The 20,393-nt window shown below is 51.9% G+C and carries 20 protein-coding genes; 5 read left to right on the forward strand and 15 right to left on the reverse strand.

What is annotated here, in order from left to right; translation table 11 throughout:
* Nucleotides 1-448: 448 nt before the first annotated feature.
* Both gss and FOB24_RS21265 read right to left on the reverse strand, forming a co-directional pair.
* Nucleotides 449-2,311: a bifunctional glutathionylspermidine amidase/synthase gene (gene gss, locus FOB24_RS21260; protein WP_121529545.1), complete on the reverse strand. Its 1,863-nt coding sequence runs from the start codon at nt 2,309-2,311 to the stop codon at nt 449-451.
* Nucleotides 2,312-2,464: 153 nt separating this feature from the next.
* Entirely contained in the window at nt 2,465-4,753 is a 2,289-nt protein-coding gene (locus tag FOB24_RS21265) for an FdhF/YdeP family oxidoreductase (RefSeq protein WP_150345428.1), read from the reverse strand.
* A 218-nt stretch (nt 4,754-4,971) separates the two neighbouring features.
* On the opposite strand from FOB24_RS21265, the gene yghU reads away from it, so the two are divergent.
* Nucleotides 4,972-5,838 (forward strand): glutathione-dependent disulfide-bond oxidoreductase, encoded by an 867-nt coding sequence (gene yghU, locus FOB24_RS21270; RefSeq protein WP_150345429.1) that lies wholly within the window; start codon nt 4,972-4,974, stop codon nt 5,836-5,838.
* A gap of 95 nt (nt 5,839-5,933) precedes the next feature.
* Here yghU and hybG read toward each other — a convergent pair whose 3' ends face one another.
* The 10 genes from hybG to FOB24_RS21320 form a co-directional block, all read right to left on the reverse strand.
* The gene (gene hybG, locus FOB24_RS21275) at nt 5,934-6,182 is read right to left on the reverse strand and encodes a hydrogenase maturation factor HybG (RefSeq protein WP_003024459.1); all 249 of its coding nucleotides are present in this window, start codon (nt 6,180-6,182) and stop codon (nt 5,934-5,936) included.
* A 30-nt stretch (nt 6,183-6,212) separates the two neighbouring features.
* The gene (gene hypA, locus FOB24_RS21280) at nt 6,213-6,554 is read right to left on the reverse strand and encodes a hydrogenase maturation nickel metallochaperone HypA (RefSeq protein WP_003828349.1); all 342 of its coding nucleotides are present in this window, start codon (nt 6,552-6,554) and stop codon (nt 6,213-6,215) included.
* Entirely contained in the window at nt 6,547-7,035 is a 489-nt protein-coding gene (gene hybE, locus FOB24_RS21285) for a hydrogenase-2 assembly chaperone (protein ID WP_038633834.1), read from the reverse strand. Before hybE ends, hypA begins: the two co-directional genes overlap by 8 nt.
* Nucleotides 7,028-7,522: a HyaD/HybD family hydrogenase maturation endopeptidase gene (locus FOB24_RS21290; RefSeq protein WP_032944999.1), complete on the reverse strand. Its 495-nt coding sequence runs from the start codon at nt 7,520-7,522 to the stop codon at nt 7,028-7,030. Before FOB24_RS21290 ends, hybE begins: the two co-directional genes overlap by 8 nt.
* A complete protein-coding gene (gene hybC / locus FOB24_RS21295) occupies nt 7,522-9,225 on the reverse strand; it encodes a hydrogenase 2 large subunit (RefSeq protein WP_038633838.1) in 1,704 nt (567 codons plus the stop codon). The genes FOB24_RS21290 and hybC overlap by 1 nt, the downstream gene beginning before the upstream one ends.
* The gene (gene hybB, locus FOB24_RS21300) at nt 9,222-10,400 is read right to left on the reverse strand and encodes a Ni/Fe-hydrogenase cytochrome b subunit (protein ID WP_038633842.1); all 1,179 of its coding nucleotides are present in this window, start codon (nt 10,398-10,400) and stop codon (nt 9,222-9,224) included. The genes hybC and hybB overlap by 4 nt, the downstream gene beginning before the upstream one ends.
* The gene (gene hybA, locus FOB24_RS21305) at nt 10,390-11,376 is read right to left on the reverse strand and encodes a hydrogenase 2 operon protein HybA (protein ID WP_003828357.1); all 987 of its coding nucleotides are present in this window, start codon (nt 11,374-11,376) and stop codon (nt 10,390-10,392) included. Before hybA ends, hybB begins: the two co-directional genes overlap by 11 nt.
* Before the next feature lie 2 nt (nt 11,377-11,378).
* Nucleotides 11,379-12,497: a hydrogenase 2 small subunit gene (gene hybO, locus FOB24_RS21310; RefSeq protein ID WP_003024486.1), complete on the reverse strand. Its 1,119-nt coding sequence runs from the start codon at nt 12,495-12,497 to the stop codon at nt 11,379-11,381.
* Between the two features lie 190 nt (nt 12,498-12,687).
* On the reverse strand, nt 12,688-12,975 hold the full coding sequence (locus tag FOB24_RS21315; protein WP_038633845.1) for a DUF2623 family protein: 288 nt from the start codon (nt 12,973-12,975) through the stop codon (nt 12,688-12,690).
* An 85-nt stretch (nt 12,976-13,060) separates the two neighbouring features.
* Nucleotides 13,061-14,701 (reverse strand): methyl-accepting chemotaxis protein, encoded by a 1,641-nt coding sequence (locus tag FOB24_RS21320; RefSeq protein ID WP_038633848.1) that lies wholly within the window; start codon nt 14,699-14,701, stop codon nt 13,061-13,063.
* Nucleotides 14,702-15,183: 482 nt separating this feature from the next.
* On the opposite strand from FOB24_RS21320, the gene FOB24_RS21330 reads away from it, so the two are divergent.
* Nucleotides 15,184-16,224, forward strand: coding sequence for an aldo/keto reductase (locus tag FOB24_RS21330; RefSeq protein ID WP_042310975.1), 1,041 nt, complete (start codon nt 15,184-15,186; stop codon nt 16,222-16,224).
* Between the two features lie 64 nt (nt 16,225-16,288).
* Here FOB24_RS21330 and FOB24_RS21335 read toward each other — a convergent pair whose 3' ends face one another.
* Complete coding sequence (locus tag FOB24_RS21335) at nt 16,289-16,792, reverse strand: ESA_00282 family adhesion-associated protein (RefSeq protein ID WP_150345430.1); 504 nt, start codon at nt 16,790-16,792, stop codon at nt 16,289-16,291.
* A 104-nt stretch (nt 16,793-16,896) separates the two neighbouring features.
* Here FOB24_RS21335 and FOB24_RS21340 point away from each other — a divergent pair, with 104 nt between their 5' ends.
* Together FOB24_RS21340 and FOB24_RS21345 are read left to right on the forward strand one after the other, a co-directional pair.
* Entirely contained in the window at nt 16,897-17,301 is a 405-nt protein-coding gene (locus FOB24_RS21340; RefSeq protein WP_085048736.1) for a hypothetical protein, read from the forward strand.
* A gap of 1 nt (nt 17,302) precedes the next feature.
* Entirely contained in the window at nt 17,303-17,710 is a 408-nt protein-coding gene (locus tag FOB24_RS21345; protein ID WP_038633861.1) for a hypothetical protein, read from the forward strand.
* Nucleotides 17,711-17,781: 71 nt separating this feature from the next.
* Here FOB24_RS21345 and exbD read toward each other — a convergent pair whose 3' ends face one another.
* Together exbD and exbB are read right to left on the reverse strand one after the other, a co-directional pair.
* Entirely contained in the window at nt 17,782-18,207 is a 426-nt protein-coding gene (gene exbD / locus FOB24_RS21350; RefSeq protein ID WP_038633864.1) for a TonB system transport protein ExbD, read from the reverse strand.
* 6 nt (nt 18,208-18,213) lie between these two features.
* On the reverse strand, nt 18,214-18,948 hold the full coding sequence (gene exbB / locus FOB24_RS21355) for a tol-pal system-associated acyl-CoA thioesterase (protein WP_061382446.1): 735 nt from the start codon (nt 18,946-18,948) through the stop codon (nt 18,214-18,216).
* Between the two features lie 250 nt (nt 18,949-19,198).
* Here exbB and metC point away from each other — a divergent pair, with 250 nt between their 5' ends.
* A complete protein-coding gene (gene metC / locus FOB24_RS21360; protein WP_150345431.1) occupies nt 19,199-20,386 on the forward strand; it encodes a cystathionine beta-lyase in 1,188 nt (395 codons plus the stop codon).
* The last annotated feature ends 7 nt before the right edge of the window (nt 20,387-20,393 follow it).

Here is a 20,393-nt window from a genome sequence, read left to right on the forward strand (position 1 = left end):
GATTCCTGCCGATGTTTTGCGTTTCCTAACAGAGCATTTTCCAATCGCTCAACGAGTCTCATACAACGTCATTTTTGTGGGCAGCCAATAACGACTGTTAATGACAATTAATGATTATAATTAGTATAGCGACGTAATCCGATATATTATCCAAGTGAAAACATGATCAATATCACCAATCAACCAAATAACACATTATAATTATTTATTTAAAAAAGAGATCAAGAAGCTCTTTATCTAATACAAGCCACAGGAATTAATTAATGTTAAATGCATTCACTGAATAAATGTATTCTTATTAAGAAACATTACCAAAATAAATAATTATCATTATAAATATATGCCACGGTGTTTATTAAAATATAATCGGAATCAATTTAACTATAAATAAAAAAAGCCGAAGATATACTCCGGCTTTTCGCACCTCATTTCTGGACATGAAGAAAGATTACGCTTCCTTCACCACAATCAGTGGCTCAATATCGCTCTCTTTTTTAATTACCAGCGACTCGTCGCCGCGCAGACAGGTTCCGCCGTAGTTACCGCCTACGGTGAAGGTACAAACCTGAATATATTTACCGGCAACCTTCGGCAGACACCAAAGCTGCTGATAAATGTTCTTCTGTTCAGCAAACTTACCGCTGGTTTTATCCAGGAGCTCTTCCTGGTGGCTCACCAGATCGATGTTGCTGCCACAACGTCCTGCAATAGGTTTCACTGCATAACCGGTTCGCGCCAGCTCTTCATTAACAGTGAAATCAGTATCAAGCAGATAGCGATGGTGCGGGAACAATTGCCACAGGATCGGCAGAATCGCTTTGTTGCCAGGGATCACCGTCCACAGAGGCTCGAAGACCAGCACTTCCGGGCGTAGTAGCACGTCTATCAAACGCACTTCCTGATTGGTATGCCCGGTACGGATGGGCACTGCGGCATACTCCGTTTCGCTGACCTCTCGCACCTGCTCTATCGCGGTTTCCCACGCCCAGGTTTTCCAGACGCAGTTCACCAGGCGACCATCACCGTCAATCAACTGACCGGCGTCATCCCAACGTAGCTCATCGAGGCCACGCAGAATTTTGCTGTCAAACCCGGCCTGACGCAGCGCCTGCTGCATAAACTGCGCGTGATAGTTTTCCTCAATATCCTTATCCTGCATGATGTGGACAAAAGGACGCGCGCGGCTGTGTTTCCAGGCGCCAGCCAGTTCGTTGATCAATCCTTCAGCCGGGTTATGTCCCTGTCCTGTGTAGCCCCGCTCGGCCCATCTTTCGAGGATCAAACCGGCTTCGGTATGACAGGATGCGGAATCGGCGTTGTACTCATATACCTTCAGTCCGCGTTCATCCATACAGAAATCCATACGCCCCGTGATCATATGATGCCGACGACGCTGCCAGGAAAGACGCAGACGCGGCCAGAGGATTTTCGGGATGTCGAAAAGCGCGAGCAGGTTGTCGTCTTTGAGCACTTTGTCGGTCGCGTGTAGATACATCAGGTGCAGTTCGTTGGTGGCTTTAATCAGCTCCTGCTCCGCGCTCTCGGTAATGGTGAAATACTGATGCGGATCCTGATTAATGACGTGACCGTTCGCCAGCACGTAGGCTTTTTGCAGCGGATCCTGCTCATCCAGCCATTTACCGTCGAACTGGCCACTATTTTCCAGTCGCGCGCCGCTAATTTTCAGTGAGTCATTGGCGATCTCCGGCTGCGGCAGGCTGTCACGGGTATCATCGGTCTGGATCATCCAACCAAGGATGGTGGTGTCGTCAAAGGTATCACGCAGGGTATAACAACCGTTTTCAACCACCATTTCCAGTTCGCGGGTCCACTGCTGTCCGGGAGGCAGCGGCGTGTGGATCACGTTCTGTTCGGCAATGCGGATTTTGTTTTCCAGCAATTGGGTGACTACCGCCACATGGCCGGTGTCTTTAAATTCGCCGCCTTTCTGCCAGATAAGCAGAGCACCTGCAACTGGCGCACGGGGTGAACCATTCGGAAATGCCTGTAACGGCAGGATATTGTCATTCACCACTTCACGCAGGAAGCGTAAGGAGAAGATCTCCCATGCCATGCCCACATCGGTGAAAACCATGCCATAGTTCAGGAAGAGAAAACGGCGGGCAAACTCTACGCACTGCCATTTGTGGCCCATATATTCGTCGTCGATATAGCTGCGAAATGCCGCGTCATCGTCGTAGTCCCGTGGGTCGAGGGAGCTGTAATCTGAAGAGTAGATTGCTACGCCGCCTGGGGCGTAGCCCAATAATGTCCCGAATGGGGCATCCTGACTGGTCGTTCCTTTGCTCATGCACCTTACCTCAAAACAATACAGCCTGAGCAGGTTGGCGTGAATTTATCGCTCTGATTGCCTGCTCTGCGACACTAACCGGACAGAGGTCAACATCATCATACACCTCAACGCAGCGGCTGGCGCTCAGAGGCGAAAAATTCACAGCAGGAACTACGCTTTTTTCAGGGTGACCGGTACGCTTTTGTACGCCGGAGTCAAACTCTGTGTGTCTACCGCATCCAGCGAAAGCAGGACATTCGCTTCAGGCAGATAAGCGCCAACAGAGCCTGCCGCCATGTTGTAAATCACCACCGTTAAACCGTGCATAACACGTTCCGCACAGGGCTGGCCGTTGTCGTCCAGCGCCTGAACGTTGACCACATCGCCCTGGCTCAGACCGCGAGCCGCCGCTTCTTCGGCGCTTAAAAACACCACATCACGCCGACCGGTAATGCCACGATAGCGATCGTTCATGCCATAGATAGTGGTGTTGTACTGATCGTGACTACGCAGCGTCGCCAGAACTAACGCATCGGCAGGTTGATTTTCCCGCTCCACCGCTTGCTGATGGCTGACGATAAAGTTGGCTTTGCCATTCGGCGTTCGCCATTCACGTCGCGAGGCGGGCGTATCTATGCGAAATCCGCCCGGCTCGGCAATACGTGCGTTATAATCACGGAACGCCGGGATCACGGCGGCAATGGCGTCACGGATCAACGCATAGTCTCCGATTAACGCTTCCCAGTTGATTGGTGAAAGAGGTAGCGTGGCGCGAGCGATACCAGCGACAATAGCAGGTTCCGATTTTAGCCAGCGGGAAGCCGGTTTCAGCGCGCCGCAGGAGGCGTGAACCATCGACATCGAGTCTTCGACGGTCACCGACTGGATCCCCGTCGCCTGAATGTCACGTTCCGTTCGCCCTAACGCGGGCAGCAGGTAGTTATGTTTTGCCAGCAGCAAATGCGATCTGTTCAGCTTGGTCGCAACATGGACCTGCAGATCCAGATTTTTCATCGCCGCAAAAGTACGCTGCGGCTGCGGCATCGCCACCGCCAGATTACCCCCCATGCAAATGAGCGCTTTTGCCTCTCCCCGTTCGATGGCCCGGATACTCTCCACGCTGGAGCGGCCATGCTTGCGCGGCACGCTGATAGCAAAATGCGCCTCAAGGCGTTGCAGGAACTCTTCGGACGCCGCTTCATTGATACCCACGGAACGATCGCCCTGCACGTTAGAATGACCGCGCAACGGGCAGATCCCCGCGCCCGGTTTCCCCATATTGCCTTTCAGCAGCAGCAGGTTTACCAGTTGCTGAACGTTCCCGGTGCCGTTTTTATGCTGGGTAATCCCCAACCCGTAACAAATAATGGTGGCGCGGGATTTGTTATAGCTGTGTGCCAGATCCTCCATCTGACTGCGCGTCAGTCCGGAGTCCTGTTCCAGTTCTGCCCAGCTACACTGGCGTAAATCGTCATACAGCGCCGAATAACCCTCGGTATGCTGATGAATAAAAGCATGATCGAGGCAGGGCTGTCGATCCAGTAAGATCCGCGCTTCATCCATTTCGATCAGCGCTTTCATTATGCCTTTGAGCAGCGAGGCGTCACCGCCTATTTTAACCTGATAGTAATCGCTGCTTAGCTCCGTGGCCTGGCCGCCAAACATTTCTTTTGGGCTTTGCGGGAAGCTAAAGCGCTCAAGCCCCCTTTCGTTCAGCGGATTGATGGAGATAATTTTGGCTCCGCGTTTGGCTACCTCGCGTAAAGTGGTCAGCATGCGCGGATGGTTAGTGCCGGGGTTATGTCCGATACAAATGACCAGATCGCAGTGGTCAAAGTCGTCCAGTTCAACGGTCCCTTTCCCAAGGCCAATGGCCTGCGTTAATCCTGTGCTGGTAGGACCGTGGCACATGTTTGAGCAATCAGGGAAATTGTTACTGCCATACTCGCGGGCAAACAGCTGATACAGAAATGCCGCCTCATTTGAGGTTCTGCCGGAGGTGTAAAACTCAACCTGTTCCGCTAAGTCATAGCTGCGCAGACGCTCACCGATGTCGTGGAAGGCGATATCCCAATCCACCGCCTGCCAGGTGTCTGACGCTGCATCGTATTTCATTGGATGCGTCAAACGACCAATGTTTTCCAGTTCATAATCGCTGTAGTGCCAGAGCGTGGAAACCGGATGACGGCTGAAAAATTCCGGGGACGCTTTCTTGCTGGTTGTCTCCCAGGAGACCGCCTTCACGCCATTTTCGCACAGCTCCATTGGCGCACGATGTCCAGGGTCCGGCCACGCACAACCCGGACAATCGAACCCTTTCACCTGGTTCATTTTGAACATTGCGATAATGTCGCGGGCGATAGCCTTTTGCGAAAATACCGAAGCAGTGACGGCTTTTACCGCGCCCCACCCACCCGCCGGGCCCTGATAATCGCTTACTCCTGGAACACCATTTTTCATTATTACTGCTTATTCACCGCCAATTTTTGATGGTGAATACGGTAGCAATTTCCGTCCAACATTGATTTCCTCTTCATGGAGTACGGCCCGGCTACAATGAACGGGTTAGATTTATCTTCCCCTTTCAGCACAAAGCGACATAAAGTCCCAATCTGTTAAATTGAGTTTTCCCTAACTGCTACACTGCATCAACACAACCACTCAGAAGGCAGGTCAACATGTCAGACAATACCTATCAGCCCGCGAAAGTCTGGACGTGGGAAAAATCGAACGGCGGCGCATTCGCCAATATCAACCGCCCGGTTTCCGGCGCCACCCATGAGAAAACGCTGCCGGTCGGCAAACATCCGCTGCAGCTCTATTCGCTGGGTACACCAAACGGGCAGAAAGTGACGATTATGCTGGAGGAACTGCTGGCGCAGGGCGTCAAGGGCGCGGAATACGATGCATGGATTATCCGTATTGGCGATGGCGATCAGTTTTCCAGCGGCTTTGTTGAGGTGAATCCGAACTCGAAGATCCCTGCGCTGCGCGATCACTCGCAAAATCCGCCGGTTCGCGTTTTCGAGTCTGGCGCAATCCTGCTCTATCTGGCGGAAAAATATGGTTACTTCCTGCCGCAGGAATTGGCTAAACGTACTGAAACGCTGAACTGGTTGTTCTGGCTACAGGGTGCGGCCCCCTTCCTCGGCGGTGGTTTTGGTCACTTCTATAACTATGCGCCGGTAAAAATTGAGTACGCTATTAATCGCTTCACAATGGAAGCCAAGCGCCTGCTCGACGTGCTGGATAAGCAATTAGCGCAGCATCAGTTTGTGGCCGGAGATGAATACACTATTGCCGATATGGCGGTCTGGCCGTGGTTTGGCAATGTGGTTCTGGGCAACGTGTACGACGCGGCAGAGTTCCTTGACGCAGGAAGCTACAAACACGTGCAGCGCTGGGCAAAAGAGATTGCAGCGCGTCCGGCGGTTAAGCGTGGCCGTATTGTAAACCGTACCAACGGGCCGCTGAACGAACAGCTTCATGAACGCCATGACGCCAGCGACTTCGATACCAATACCGAAGATAAGCGCCAGGCTTAAAATGCCTGATGGCGACGCCGGGGCGTCTTATCAGGCCTACAAAGATGTCATGCCGTAGGCCGGATAAGGCGTTTGCGCCGCCATCCGGCATAAAATCACGCGCTGGTGACGTCGTACTCCATACGGCGAAGTGCGTCTAACGTGGCTTTAGCTTCATCTTCATCAATGATGCTCATGGCGAACCCTACGTGCACCAGCACCCATTGCCCGACCAGCTCAGCTGTATCACCTTCACAAATCAGGGCAATATTGACATCACGTTTGATGCCGCACACTTCAACCTGCGCAAGCTGGTGAATATCTTCACCAACGGCCAGAACCTGACCAGGGACTCCAATACACATATCTGACTCCGCCCCATAGCAATCTATGGGTTATTCGACTTCAATACTTTTCACTTTCAGTGAATCGCCAGCATCAACCCGCAGACGATCGCCCTGACATAGTGGACATTGCGCATCATGCTGGGTGATTTCCACAACCTGACTGCAATCCCAGCACCACGCCTGGGCTGGTTTGTAATCAATATGCAGCTCACAACCCTGTGCCAGCGTCCCCTGACAGACGATGTCGAAACTGAAACGGACGGCACTCTCCTCAACGCAGGAGAGTGCGCCAATTTCCAGCCAAACGCCGGTTACGCGTTTGACACCGTGCTGCTCTGCCTGCTGTTGAACAATCTCAACCGCGCTCTGACAAAGGGACAGCTCATGCATTTTCGCAGTTCCGACGACCCAGCAGCAGCGCGCGGCGATTTAGCTGCGGCGCATTCGGATCGCTCACCGGCAGCGATAACAGCATGCGCGCGCAATCATCAGCCAGACGGACACCTTCTTGTGCCGACATGCTGTGCGAAAGCGGCGACATCAGCGAACAAGAGAGGTATTGCGATACGCCCTCCAGTTCACCCACGGTAAAGGTCATTTCGCCATACGGCAGACGCAACCCGATTTTTTCGCTGACTTTACGCACCGGCCAGATCTGGTCCGGTCCGGGGAAAATCAGTGCGCTGAGCATCCAGGGTGTGATAACACACCCCGTCCACTGACCTTCAAACAGCGTAAAATCAGAGACATACACCGGCATATTCGGATGCAGGAAGGAAAGATCGTGCATTGAACGCCGGGCAATCTCTTCAAACGCCGCCTGAATTTGCGTCTTCGGGGCCGTCTGAAAACCGACAAACTCCTCAGACATGAGCCGCCTCCCGAGGGATCGCTTCAACGCCTGATTCGCGAAGCGCGGCAAGAACCTGCTCAAGCGCAGGTTCAATCATGGCTTCAACCGTCGGCGTTAGCCCGATATGCGGTTCCAGCGATTCCGGAATAACACCGACTAACGTCAGCTTTTTCGGAAACTCGCCGGTGAAACGCAGGGCCGACAATACGTCGGCCAGGCCAAGCTGGTGCGGTGAGATTTTGTTCGTAAACAGCGCCGGAATCTCTTCATCCCGCAGGACCATCATCGTTCCCGGCGTGTTTTTCTTCGACACTATGGCGTCAGCAATGATCAGATGATCCCTGTTCGCCATATCGCCGAGAAGCTCCATCCCAGCCGTACCACCGTCCAGAACATCAACAAAGTCTGGCAGGATGTACCGTTGCTCTAACGCCTCAACGATACGCACCCCGATGGCTTCGTCGGTCAGCAAAATATTGCCGACCCCTAAGACTAATATCCGCATTACAGAACCTTAACTGAGACCACTTCGTTCCCGTCAACGTCCACCACATGCACCGCACATGACATACAAGGATCGAAGGAGTGAATGGTACGAACCACTTCCAGCGGTTTGTTTGGATCGGCGATTGGCGTGCCTACCAGCGAGCGCTCGTACGGTCCGACTTCATCGTTGAAGTTACGTGGGCCTGAGTTCCAGGTTGACGGAACAACCGCCTGGTAGTTGCTGATAATACCGTCTTTAATCACCATCCAGTGAGACAGCATACCGCGCGGCGCTTCGAGGAAACCAACGCCTTTAAATTCGCCCGTTGCCGGAATATCCGGTTTCACGAAGGTGGTGTGGTCGCCTTTACCAATGTTCACAATCAGCGCGTTGTACTGATCCTGCAGAACGTTCTGCAGTTCACAGCAGTGAACGGTACGGCCAATGATACGGCCCAGCGTTGAGTGCAGTTGCGACACTTCGATGGTTTTGCCGGTCAGCTTGGTGTAAATCGCGATGATTTCATTCAGCTTGGCATGAGTAGACTCGCGTTTGGCCGCCAGTTTACACAGCATGTTGGCCAGCGGCCCCACTTCAACCGTTTTACCGTAGAAGGTCGGCGCTTTAACCCAGGAGTATTTGCCGTCATCAGACCAGCCGGTGTAATCCGGAACCGTTGTACCTTCCCACGGAGCCTGCGGCGCTTCGTCTTTGTACCACGCGTGTTTCGCACTCTCCTGAATCCCTTTGATCAGGTATTCATCGGAGTGAGAAGTGATCGGACGATAGGTCGACAGATCTTCATTGGTGATGTAACCACCCGGGAACAGGAAGCTGCCGTTTTTACCGTCAGTCGGGAATTCCGGCGCGCTCAGGTAGTTAACCGCACCCTGACCGCGTTCCAGCCACTCAGGGTAGAACGCAGCGATAACCGCGGTATCAACTTTGTAAACCTGCTCAACAAAGTCGCTCAGCTTATCGATGAAGGACTTGATGTACATCAGGCGCTCAAGGTTCAGCACGCCGAGGCCGTCGAGGTTAATTGGGTTAGCAACCCCACCTACCGCCAGGTTCTGGATGTGCGGCGTTTTACCGCCCAACAGCGCGACAACGCGGTTGGCATCACGCTGGCATTCCAGCGCCTGCAGGTAGTGTGCAACCGCAATCAGGTTCACTTCCGGCGGCAACTGCATTGCCGGATGACCCCAGCAACCGTTGGCAAAAATGCCTAACTGACCGCTGGCGACAAGATCTTTGATCTTATTCTGAACCTTGGTGAACTCTTCCGTACTGTTCAGGTGCCAGGAGGACACACCGTTCAGCATCGCGGACGCTTTCGCTGGATCGGCTTTCAGCGCCGAGGTGATGTCCACCCAGTCCAGCGCCGAGAGCTGATAGAAGTGAACAATGTGGTCATGCGTGGTGTGCGCGGCCAGAATGATGTTACGGATGTACTGTGCGTTCACCGGAACATCAATATTCAGCGCGCTTTCTGCTGCACGAACGGAAGAGATAGCGTGAGTGGTAGTACAAACGCCACAGATACGCTGAACAATCATCCAGGCATCGCGCGGATCGCGGTTTTTCACGATCTCTTCCATGCCGCGCCACATGGTACCGGAAGCCCATGCTTTAGATACCACGCCATTTTCAATTTCGCAGTCGATGCGTAAATGACCCTCAATACGGGTTACCGGATCAATAGTAATTCTCTGGCTCATGCTTTGCTCGCCTCATGACGATTTTGATCGTTTTGTTTTAAAGGAGGAAGTATCGGCAGTAGACGAATGAGTACGATGTATGCACAAATCTCAATAGCCACAAAACCAATAGAAATCAACAGTTCTTCCCAGGTTGGGAAGTAGTGGTAGCCACCACCAGGATTGAACGCCACCAGCGAATAGGACAGACGCCATGTTGCACAACCCAGCAATGCGCTCAGCGCGGACAGATACAGCATGCGTGAGTCATTACGCAGCTTAGTGACGCGCAGCACCACCAGCGGGAAGACCATCAGTACGACTTCAATCCAGAACATTACGGAGTAAAGATCGCCTGCAAACGCATAGGACAGTTTGTCGCGATAGATCAACTCGCCAAAGCGCAGAACCACGAAAATCGCCAGCAATATGCTGATGGTATTCGTCAGCTTGATGAACAAGCTTTTCTCGTCCGGACCGTTACCTTTCAGACCGGCTTGGACCAGTGAGCCTTCAAAGATGACGATCGAGAAACCCATAATAAAGGCGGTTAATACGGAGAAAAGCGGCAACATTTCATACGCTTGCCATAGCGGATGCACCTTATAACCCGCAGAAATCATCAATGACCCCATTGAAGACTGGTGCATGGTTGGCAGCAGCGCGCCGAGAGCGATAATAAAGAACATCACTTTATTCAAACGCTTGAGGGAGACTTTCCACCCCAAACGTTCAAACAGAGCCGGAGCAAATTCCAGCGCCATGACGCCGATATAGATGGTCATACAGACCGCCGTTTCGAACAATACCGAGTTCACGTTGAAGTGACCTGGAATGTAGAAATACGGCAGGTTCCAGTAACGACCGACGTCAATGGTGATCGACAGACCACCCAGCGAGTAGCCAAACAGGCTTGCCAGCAGCGCCGGACGCACCAACGGATGGTATTGCCCTCTGTTGAAAACATACACCGCCCACGCCAGCGCCCAACCGCCACACGCGAAGCCAGTACCAATCAACAGGTCAAACGCGATCCATACACCCCATGGGAAACCGCCGTTCAGATCGGAGACTGAACCCAATCCGAAGACCAGACGTTTCACGATCAGGAGCATACACAGGACGATTAACGGCCCAAAAATAATGACCGGTTTGCTGATTATTTTTCCGCCCAGCGGTTTAGGATCATGACTCATGATCGTCTCCTCCGTCGTGATGGTCGTTTTTCGTGTTACGACGAACCAGCACGGTTAAGCCCGCCAGCGCAGCCAGGGGTAATATCATGCCCTTATACAGGGAATGTTGAACATGTTCAGAACGCGCACCGGTTGAAAGATCATCCAGTTTTGGCAGATCCAAATCCTCGTAAGGAACACCCGTCAGCACCATCACCTGCGTACCACCACCTTCCTTCTCACCGTACAGGTGTGGGTAGTACTTCGGTACCGTATGCAGATAGGTATCGCCCGCTTTCACCGTCTGACGCGGATAGTGGTATTCGCTGCCAGGCTTCAGCGCGAGACGTTTTTTCGCCTCAGCCATCAGCTCTTCACGCGTACCAAAAATCACCGCCCCGGCAGGACACACTTCAACACAACCCGGTAAACCGCCTTTATCCAGACGCTCAACACCTTTCTGGTTACACAGTTCACATTTGTGAAGCGCGCCAAACGGGTTGTTGTAGTCGTACTTAGGCACGTTGTACGGACAGGCGACCATGCAATAGCGGCAACCTGTGCAGACATCTTTGTCATAGTGGACGATGCCGGTTTTCGGATCTTTCTTCAGTGCGGAGACCGGGCAAACGGAGACGCAGTTCGGATCGACACAGTGCATGCACTGTTTCTTAATGTATGCGTAGCCATTTTCTTCCTGGTCTTTGTTAACGCCTGTTCCGCTACGCCACACCTGGATGATGTTATTGGTATACGGCGACAGCTTGTCGTTGTTTGACCAGGTCTGCTCGCCTTCCGGGTTACGCGCCGGAAAGTTGATGTCCTGACACTTGGTGACACAGGCCTGGCAGCCCACGCATAGCGTCGAGTCATAGAGCATCCCAAGAGAACCCGGGATCGGCGGACGGTTTTCTGCAGCCGCATGGCTGATGGACGGCGCAGCGCCCAACAGCAATGCCCCGCTGGAGGCTGCTTTAATAAAGTTACGTCTGTTCACGGTTATTCTCCCCGTGAGTCAGCGTTATCTTTCTTCTGCTGACGACCCAGTTCACGAACCGCCATCACGCTGACGCCGGCGACCAGCCCTACCACGCCACCAAGCAGTCCAATCGCGCCGGCAGAGACATTGCCACCTTCTTTCATGTTGACATCAGGTTTCTCGGAGCGCGGGGTTTGGTTTTCCACATGAGCAAGCTGGTGAATACCTTTATGGAAACCAACGCCTTCTTCGTTACAGCCGTAGCAAGGGTGACCGATAGCCACCGGCCACACGCCGCCAACATCGCAGAATTGCAGCGTTGAGCAGTTGCCGTAGGTTTCGGGTCCTTTACAGCCCAGATGGTAGAGACACCAGCCTTCACGGTGGCCTTCATCGCCAAACTCTTTCGCAAAGCGGCCAGCATCGAAGTGCGGGCGACGCTCGCAATGTTCGTGAATCAAACGGCCATAGGCGAATGTTGGACGGTTTTTGGTATCCAGCTTCGGCGGCTTACCGTAAGTGATGATATGTGCGACCGTTGCCAGGAAGTTATGCGGGTTCGGCGGACAGCCGGGAATGTTGATGATGGTTTTGCCTGGCAGAACTTCCTGCAAGCCGACTGCACCCGTTGGGTTAACGCCAGCGGCAGCAACACCACCCCACGCGGCGCAAGAGCCAATGGCAATGATAGCGGCTGCGCCTTCAGCGGCCCGGCGGATATGATCCACGATCGGCTCACCGGCAACCATGCAGTAAATACCATTATCTTTCAGTGGGATAGAACCATCTACAACCAAAACATATTGCCCTTTGTACTTCTCCAGAGCGTTATGTTTGTTCTCTTCAACCTGATGGCCGAAGGCGGCAGAGAGTACCTCATGGTATTCCAGAGAGATTGTCTCCAGGACGAGGTTTTCCACTGTAGGGTGTGTCGCGCGAAGCAGCGATTCAGTACAACCCGTACACTCCTGAGCACCAATCCAGATAACCGGTGGGCGCTGAGGGCGGGAAACTGATTCGGCCATTTCTGCGGCGGCTTTGCTACTGAGCCCCATGGTGGCGGCCAGTGCTGCACAAAGCTTCATGAAATCGCGGCGATTGATGCCGCTCGAATTGATGAGAGAGTTATCTCCAGTCATTTTATAGTTATTCCGTTGCGAAGACCTGGCTTTTTATTTTGCACCATTCGCATGTTGCATATTGCGATCGGCGCGCCATTTACCACACTTTTTATATGGTTATGTGCGATATAATACTTCGACGGAGCAACAAAACGAAGGCGTAGGTCAATAGTGTAATTAATTAAAGCAAGATAATACCCCTTTCGGATCAAGCTTCGAGCCGATAGCCGGCCATGAAAAAGCGAATTGTTGTACTGGACTGGTTCTCTTTAAAGAAATCCATCACCATCTCCTTATCCAGTCCATAGCGACGCGTCAGGATGCCCGCTTCCCACGCGCTGAGCTGTCGATCGCCTGTTTTTTCAAACATTCGATGTGAAAACCCCAGTACAAAACCGCGTTTATAATCCGCGCAAAAATGCGCCACCGAGCGTGCGCTATCCGCATTTTCCGCGTTTAATCCGGCCATCAGGCCTTTACCAAAATGGTTGTCCATGCATAACCCCCAATCGCTATATAATAAATTATATAGCGATTTTTTAAGCAAAGACCAGAGGTATCAGGGACTTTTTTGTGCCAGCTTAAAACGACACCCAGTCATCCGTTTTAGCTGTTGCAGAGGTTTTGCGTTCTGCTGAAGGGGAAGCGGTCGCAGTGGCAGTGTATTGCACGTCGTTAGCTGATAGACGGAACTGTTGCACCGAACGTTGCAGATCTTCCGTTTGCCGTTCCAGCGCGACTGCCGCGGCGGAAACCTGTTCGACCAGCGCGGCGTTCTGTTGCGTAACGCTGTCCATCTGCGTGATCGCCACGCTTACCTGTGAGATGCCTTTGTTCTGTTCTTCCGAAGCAGAGGCGATTTGTTTCATGATGGTGGTGACTTCTGTCGCGCCGCGCAGAATCGCCTCCATCGTTAATCCAGTCTCTTTAACCAGACGAGCACCCTGATCGACACGACGCGACGATTCGCCGATCAGCGTCTCAATCTCTTTGGCTGCTCCGGCGCTACGGCTGGCAAGATTACGCACCTCACCGGCAACCACGGCAAAACCGCGCCCCTGCTCGCCCGCTCTGGCCGCTTCAACCGCCGCGTTAAGCGCCAGAATATTGGTCTGGAAAGCAATGCTGTTAATCACAGAGGTAATTTCCGCGATCTGTTTAGAACTGGCGGCAATGCCGTCCATGGTCTCAACCACTTCTGAAACCAACGAGCTGCCTTTACCTGCCGTTTCTGTCGCCGTATCGGCCAGTTGGCTGGCCTCACGCGCATTTTCGGCGTTCAGTTTTACCGTTGCGGTCAGTTGCTCCATGCTGGCTGCGGTCTCTTCCAGCGCCGCAGCCTGCTCTTCAGTACGTGAGGAGAGGTCGTTATTACCGGTGGAAATTTCCGTCGCTCCTCGCCAGATATTGTCACTACCAGAACGAATGGTACTCACGGCTTCGCGCAGGCTGTCCTGCATCGCGCACAGTAACGGCACCAGTTGGCCCACGCAGTTACGACCAAAATCTTCAATAGAATGGCTGAGATCGCCCTGCGCAATTTGTTGAAATTGTTGGCGAATACGTCCCAGAGGTTTCACCATCATGGCGACGAGGTAGCGGTCGGTAAAGAACAGGAGCGCAATACCGAGGATTACGGCGGTGATAATTAGCGTCCGGATGATAGACGTTTTGCCATCGACCATAACACGGGTGGTATCGAGCCTTTCACCCGCAGTGGTGTTAAAACGCTCAGCACTGGCGCCAAATTCACGGCTCAAGGCTGGCGTAACGGTGCTGGCATGCTCCGCAAAGGCCGTGAGCGTGCCCTGCTGAGCCAGTTGCATTTGTGGGATAACGCCGTTATCCAGCAGCGCCTGCCACTTGGTCAGCACCGCCGCGGCGACTTCCGGATCCATGGGGCCGGGAGACAATGTTTTCATCTCCTGGAGTTTTTTACTCATATTGTCCAGGGACTGTTGCGCTGGCGCAAAATCCGGCGTTCCGCCGCTCATTTTGACATCCATTGCGCGACTTAACCGCGTCACAAAACGAAAATACTGATCGTTACCCTGGCTGAGAACAGTCATCTGATGGACGAGATGACGGTCAATATCATTCCCTTCTGATATTTTTGATAAAGAATGAAGACTGAATAAACCCACGCCCGACCACAGCAGGCAAAAAAGTCCCAGTATTGCCAACATGACAATACGAATAGTGAAGTTTTTCAGCAAACCCATAATAATTTCCTTGCCGTTGATGAGGAATTCGCCATCAGGCGATACTTATCCTTGTTATCGGCAGGCGGTAGAGAAGATATAATGCGTTCTTTATTTTTTTACTTTCTTAAGTCCAGGCCATATCTCTCCAGATGATATCAACATGAATGCTAATGAAATTAGCTAGCATTATTATTCAGATAACTCACCTAAATTATTTAATAATGCTTTGTTTTTTATCGTAAATATTTATTAAACCCTGCAAGAGTGCGCTCCCAAGAGAAATCAGAGTCAGTATTATCATAATGAGAGGTCAGATCATTATGAAAGCCGTGATTAACGCAGGGAGATATATAGCCTTCACACGCGGGTCTCCTTCAATAACTCGCATAACGAATTCTGCCCAGTTTTTCATCCCAGTGTGACCTGTGAACGGAATATTCACCGAGAACCCGCTAGAATAGAAACGCTGTTTCGAAATTCACCTGCACTAAGGAGATCTCATGGCCTGGTTTGCCAATCCTGAACGTTACGAGCAGATGCTCTATCGCTACTGTGGACGCAGCGGTTTACGCTTACCCGCGCTGTCGCTGGGTTTGTGGCACAGTTTTGGGCACGTTCAGGCGCTGGAGTCACAGCGCGCCCTGCTGCGTAAAGCCTTTGATTTAGGCATCACCCATTTTGATTTGGCCAATAACTATGGGCCGCCCCCAGGCAGCGCAGAAGAGAATTTTGGCCGTTTACTGCGCGAGGATTTTGCACAATACCGAGATGAGTTGATCATCTCCACCAAGGCAGGCTACGACATGTGGCCAGGGCCGTACGGTTCTGGCGGTTCGCGTAAATACCTGCTTGCCAGCCTCGACCAGAGTCTGCAACGCATGGGTCTCGACTATGTCGATATCTTCTACTCGCACCGCGTGGACGAAAATACGCCAATGGAAGAGACCGCCTCAGCGCTGGCCCATGCGGTGCAAAGCGGTAAAGCGCTGTATGTCGGCATCTCATCCTATTCCCCGGAACGAACGCAAAAGATGGCCGAACTGCTGCGGGAATGGAAAATTCCACTTCTTATCCACCAACCCTCTTACAACCTGCTTAATCGCTGGGTAGACAGCAGTGGCTTGCTGGATACGCTGGAAGCTAACGGCATGGGCTGTATTGCCTTTACGCCGCTGGCCCAGGGACTGCTGACGGGGAAATACCTCAACGGCATCCCGGAAGGTTCACGTATGCAGCGTGAAGGGAAAAAAGTCCGTGGGCTAACAGAAAATATGCTGACGGAAGAAAACCTTAGCAGCCTGCGTTTGCTCAATGAGATGGCGCAACAGCGCGGACAGTCGATGGCGCAAATGGCTTTAAGCTGGCTGCTAAAAGACAACCGGGTCACTTCGGTATTAATTGGCGCCAGCCGACCGGAGCAACTGGAAGAAAACGTTCAGGCATTGGCTAATCTGACGTTCAGCGCCGAAGAACTGGCGCAGATCGATAAACACGTCGCTGATGGCGAGCTGAACCTGTGGCAAGCCTCATCTGACAAATAGCCGTTCGTCACTCCGTGCCGGGTAGCCATGTAGATCTACCCGGCCATGGTAACGCGCCATGACCTTATACTTCTTCTGCTTTGAGCTGTGGACGCTGGTATTCCGGCCACACCAGCGCGACGAGCGCAGGGTAAGCCTCCAGGCTGAACTCCCTGAAGCACTGACGTAAGTTGAGCACATCCAGATCGGCATGCGAGACCTTCTCGCCGCTGAGACAGCGTTTTTTTATATTGTCGTAATATTTATACACCGCAGAGTTAAGGTCGCTACAGCGCCGCTGCGCATCAAATAAGCCAGGCGTCTCATTCAGCTCCGCCATCGTCATCCGTTTGATCGTCGAGTGGATAAAATCGATATATTCGTGATTAACCCGCCAATACCATACCGGGGTAATCGAATTCATCAATACAGAAAAATGATCTTCACCCTCTTCTTTACTCAAGATTTCCGGCTGGTGTCCAGCGTTACCATTTTCTGCATAGCGGTTTTTATTTGCGCTGCGCATCAACAAAAGCACCCCGCAGGTAAGCAATAGCAGGGTAATAACAGAATAAAATATACTGTTCATATACTGGCTCCATTTTTTTTGATTTTAAAATTACGCCATGCTATTGTCAACGCAGCCTGACATATTAAAAACAATACAGTATTGGCATCAAAGGATATTTCAACATGCTTCCCGAGCATCTTGTTCCCGCGCATTATCATTTATCTCAAACATCGACTAATACCTTCCCCACAGAAAACAGTGAAAATTTGACTCAGGGAAAGAGAACATTAAGCGATTATGAAGCAGATATTTTGATCAGCGCTACAGCGACCGGCCAGGCGCGCAATATGTTGTTTGAAGAGAGCGACCGTCATTTAAAAGAGCGTTTGTTTTGCGCGGCAAAGATTGAGTCATTCACGCGCTTGCTCAATTCATTGCAAGCAGAAGGCGACATTAACGCACAAGAATTAAGTGAAATTTTGACCGAAAAAACAGCCATCATTAATGAGCAAGGCAATAAAATTTGGCTTAATTTAATTACCCGCGAATCCAGCGATCCTATTTTTTATTCTCTGGAAGAGAAATAAAATGAAAGATGTTGAGGATAATAATGTTTATTTGGCTTTAGATGACCATAAAAGTGATGAGTTTGTCTTAAAGCAGAATTTAGCCATCCTGATTGCCAATAAAAACGCAACACTGGAAAGCGTTGCCCAGGAAATGGTTTCTATACCCGCCGCGCTGGTGCGGATGAAATGGCAAAATCGCCGTGAAATTTATGCGCTACAGGCGAAAGAAGAGATCTATGGCGCCGCGATTGAGGCCATCATAGCCCAACAACCCGAACTGCGGGATAAAATCATGGCCCGGCTGGAGAGCACCTACCAGCATATACTCGCGCGAGAAACGGCCACCTTACGCCTGACGCGCAAGCTGTCCGAAGGCAGCTACGAACCGACCAGGATAACCACGGTCGCGTTAGATGAAAACAGATAAGAACAGGTTTGTGGGGCGTGGAATCAGGATAAGCAGGCCGGGTAGGTGAAAACCACTACCCGGCGAGAAAGTTACTTCGCTTTCACGGTCTCTTCACCGACCAGACCAATCTTCAGGAAACCCGCCTGATGCAGCGAGTCCATTACCTTCATCATGGTTTCATAATCGACGGTCTTATCCGCGCGGAAGAAAATTGTGGTGTCTTTCTTCCCTTCTGTCAGCGTATTGAGCTCGCTAATCATGGTTTCATCCGTCACCTGATTGTTGCCGATAAACATACTTTTATCGGCTTTGACTGACAGATAAACCGGTTTTTCGGGACGCGGCTGCGGCGTACTGGTGGAGGCAGGGAGATTCACCTTCACATCTACTGTTGCCAGCGGCGCGGCCACCATAAAGATGATCAATAAAACCAACATAACGTCGATAAACGGCGTCACGTTGATTTCATGCATTTCACCGTTATCGTCCAGGTTTTCATTAAAGCTCATTGCCATGGAACATTACCCTACACGTAATTTCTGCGCAGCACGTACCGGATGCGCGGAGGCGCTGGCGTTCAGGTCCAGATCGCGGCTTTGCAGCAACAGCACCTGCGCCGCGACATCGCCCAGCATCGCTTTATAGCTGCCAATCTGACGTGCGAAAATATTGTAGATGACGACCGCAGGAATCGCCGCAACCAGACCAATCGCGGTCGCTAACAGCGCTTCTGCAATACCCGGCGCAACAACGGCCAGGTTGGTGGTTTGGGTTTGTGCGATCCCGATGAAGCTGTTCATGATGCCCCATACCGTACCGAATAAACCCACGAATGGCGAGATTGCCCCGATGGTGGCCAGGTATCCGTTACCGCGTCCCATATGACGACCTACTGCCGCCACACGACGCTCCAGACGGAAACCGGTGCGCTCTTTAATACCTTCGTTGTCGTCACTGCCTTCCGACAGTTCCAGCTCGTTCTGCGCTTCATAAATCAACTGTGCGCCAAGGCTTTTAGCATCGAATCCTGCGGCAATCTCGTTTGCCTGGTCTAAAGAGCGGGCATCCGCCAGCAGTTGCTGTTCACGCTTAAGACGGCGTTTCTGAGTAAAGAACTCAAGGCTCTTACTAAAGAAGATAGCCCAGGTGACCACTGACGCTAAAATCAGCCCAATCATCACGCACTTAACCACGATATCGGCGTGCTGATACATACCCCAGACGGAAAGGTCCGTCTGCATCAAATTATTACCCACTCTGTATCTCCAGGACGCAAATCACAAAATCTAAGCGTAATCATATCAAAACAACGTCGAATTGATAGTCGTTCTCATTACTATTTACATATTGCCGCACCTTTGGTTTCTTTTCCTTGCGCTTACGCAGTAAAAAAGTCACCAGAAGCATTTTGAGATTATTTTCTACTGTATGACCTTTCTGCAGGATGCGTCATCTTTGATTCATGGTAGTTTAGACATCCAGACGTATAAAAACAGGTAATACACCATGGCAGATAAACAACTTGAAACCAAACTCGTGCACGCAGGACGCAGTAAAAAGTACACGCTGGGCTCGGTAAATAGCGTGATCCAGCGCGCTTCTTCGCTGGTGTTTGACAGCGTTGAGGCAAAAAAGCAGGCCACGCGCAACCGTGCTAACGGTGCGCTTTTCTACGGACGTCGTGGAACCCTGACGCATTTTTCGCTGCAGGAAGCCATGTGCGAACTGGAAGGCGGCGCGGGCTGCGCGTTGTTCCCTTGCGGCGCGGCAGCCGTTGCCAACACCATCCTTGCCTTTGTTGAACAAGGCGATCATGTGTTGATGACCAATACCGCCTATGAACCCAGCCAGGACTTCTGCACCAAAATTCTCGGCAAACTAGGCGTCTCAACGGGCTGGTTTGATCCGCTGGTGGGTGCCGATATTGTGAAGCACATTCAGCCGAACACCAAAGTTGTCTTTCTGGAATCACCCGGCTCCGTCACCATGGAGGTACATGATGTGCCGGCAATTGTAGCCGCCGTCAGAAGCGTTGCGCCTGATGCAGTCATCATAATTGATAACACCTGGGCTGCCGGCGTGCTGTTCAAGGCGCTGGATTTCGGTATCGATATCTCGATTCAGGCGGGTACGAAATACCTGATTGGTCATTCCGACGGCATGGTCGGCACAGCGGTATCCAATGCCCGTTGCTGGGATCAACTGCGCGAAAATGCCTATCTGATGGGACAAATGCTCGACGCCGATACCGCCTATATGACCAGCCGTGGATTACGCACGCTGAGCGTACGCTTACGCCAGCATCATGAAAGCAGCTTAAAGGTCGCCGAGTGGCTGTCCAACCACTCACAGGTCGCCCGCGTTAATCACCCGGCGCTGCCCGGCAGTAAAGGCCATGAATTCTGGAAACGTGATTTTACCGGCAGCAGCGGGCTATTCTCCTTTGTGTTGAATAAGAAGCTAAATAATGAAGAGTTAGCCGCGTATCTGGATCACTTCAGCCTGTTCAGCATGGCCTACTCCTGGGGCGGTTTTGAGTCGCTGATTCTCGCCAACCAGCCGGAGCACATTGCGGCAATCCGTCCGCAAGGCGAGGTGGACTTCAGCGGAACGCTTATCCGTTTGCATATCGGTTTAGAGAATGTTGACGATCTGATTGCCGATTTAGCCGCAGGATTTGCCCGAATCGAGTAACATTGCC

Origin of the sequence: Citrobacter werkmanii (assembly GCF_008693645.1) — a bacterium.
GTDB classification, from domain to species: Bacteria; Pseudomonadota; Gammaproteobacteria; order Enterobacterales; family Enterobacteriaceae; genus Citrobacter; species Citrobacter werkmanii.

Coding starts and splice junctions, on each gene's coding strand:
- hybO (WP_003024486.1), bottom strand. CDS start 12,497: ATGACTGGAGATAACTCTCTCATCAATTCGAGCGGCATCAATCGCCGC.
- FOB24_RS21315 (WP_038633845.1), bottom strand. CDS start 12,975: ATGGACAACCATTTTGGTAAAGGCCTGATGGCCGGATTAAACGCGGAA.
- hybE (WP_038633834.1), bottom strand. CDS start 7,035: ATGTCTGAGGAGTTTGTCGGTTTTCAGACGGCCCCGAAGACGCAAATT.
- FOB24_RS21320 (WP_038633848.1), bottom strand. CDS start 14,701: ATGGGTTTGCTGAAAAACTTCACTATTCGTATTGTCATGTTGGCAATA.
- FOB24_RS21265 (WP_150345428.1), bottom strand. CDS start 4,753: ATGAAAAATGGTGTTCCAGGAGTAAGCGATTATCAGGGCCCGGCGGGT.
- FOB24_RS21335 (WP_150345430.1), bottom strand. CDS start 16,792: ATGAACAGTATATTTTATTCTGTTATTACCCTGCTATTGCTTACCTGC.
- FOB24_RS21345 (WP_038633861.1), top strand. CDS start 17,303: ATGAAAGATGTTGAGGATAATAATGTTTATTTGGCTTTAGATGACCAT.
- hybC (WP_038633838.1), bottom strand. CDS start 9,225: ATGAGCCAGAGAATTACTATTGATCCGGTAACCCGTATTGAGGGTCAT.
- FOB24_RS21330 (WP_042310975.1), top strand. CDS start 15,184: ATGGCCTGGTTTGCCAATCCTGAACGTTACGAGCAGATGCTCTATCGC.
- FOB24_RS21290 (WP_032944999.1), bottom strand. CDS start 7,522: ATGCGGATATTAGTCTTAGGGGTCGGCAATATTTTGCTGACCGACGAA.
- yghU (WP_150345429.1), top strand. CDS start 4,972: ATGTCAGACAATACCTATCAGCCCGCGAAAGTCTGGACGTGGGAAAAA.
- gss (WP_121529545.1), bottom strand. CDS start 2,311: ATGAGCAAAGGAACGACCAGTCAGGATGCCCCATTCGGGACATTATTG.
- hybG (WP_003024459.1), bottom strand. CDS start 6,182: ATGTGTATTGGAGTCCCTGGTCAGGTTCTGGCCGTTGGTGAAGATATT.
- hybB (WP_038633842.1), bottom strand. CDS start 10,400: ATGAGTCATGATCCTAAACCGCTGGGCGGAAAAATAATCAGCAAACCG.
- metC (WP_150345431.1), top strand. CDS start 19,199: ATGGCAGATAAACAACTTGAAACCAAACTCGTGCACGCAGGACGCAGT.
- exbD (WP_038633864.1), bottom strand. CDS start 18,207: ATGGCAATGAGCTTTAATGAAAACCTGGACGATAACGGTGAAATGCAT.
- FOB24_RS21340 (WP_085048736.1), top strand. CDS start 16,897: ATGCTTCCCGAGCATCTTGTTCCCGCGCATTATCATTTATCTCAAACA.
- hypA (WP_003828349.1), bottom strand. CDS start 6,554: ATGCATGAGCTGTCCCTTTGTCAGAGCGCGGTTGAGATTGTTCAACAG.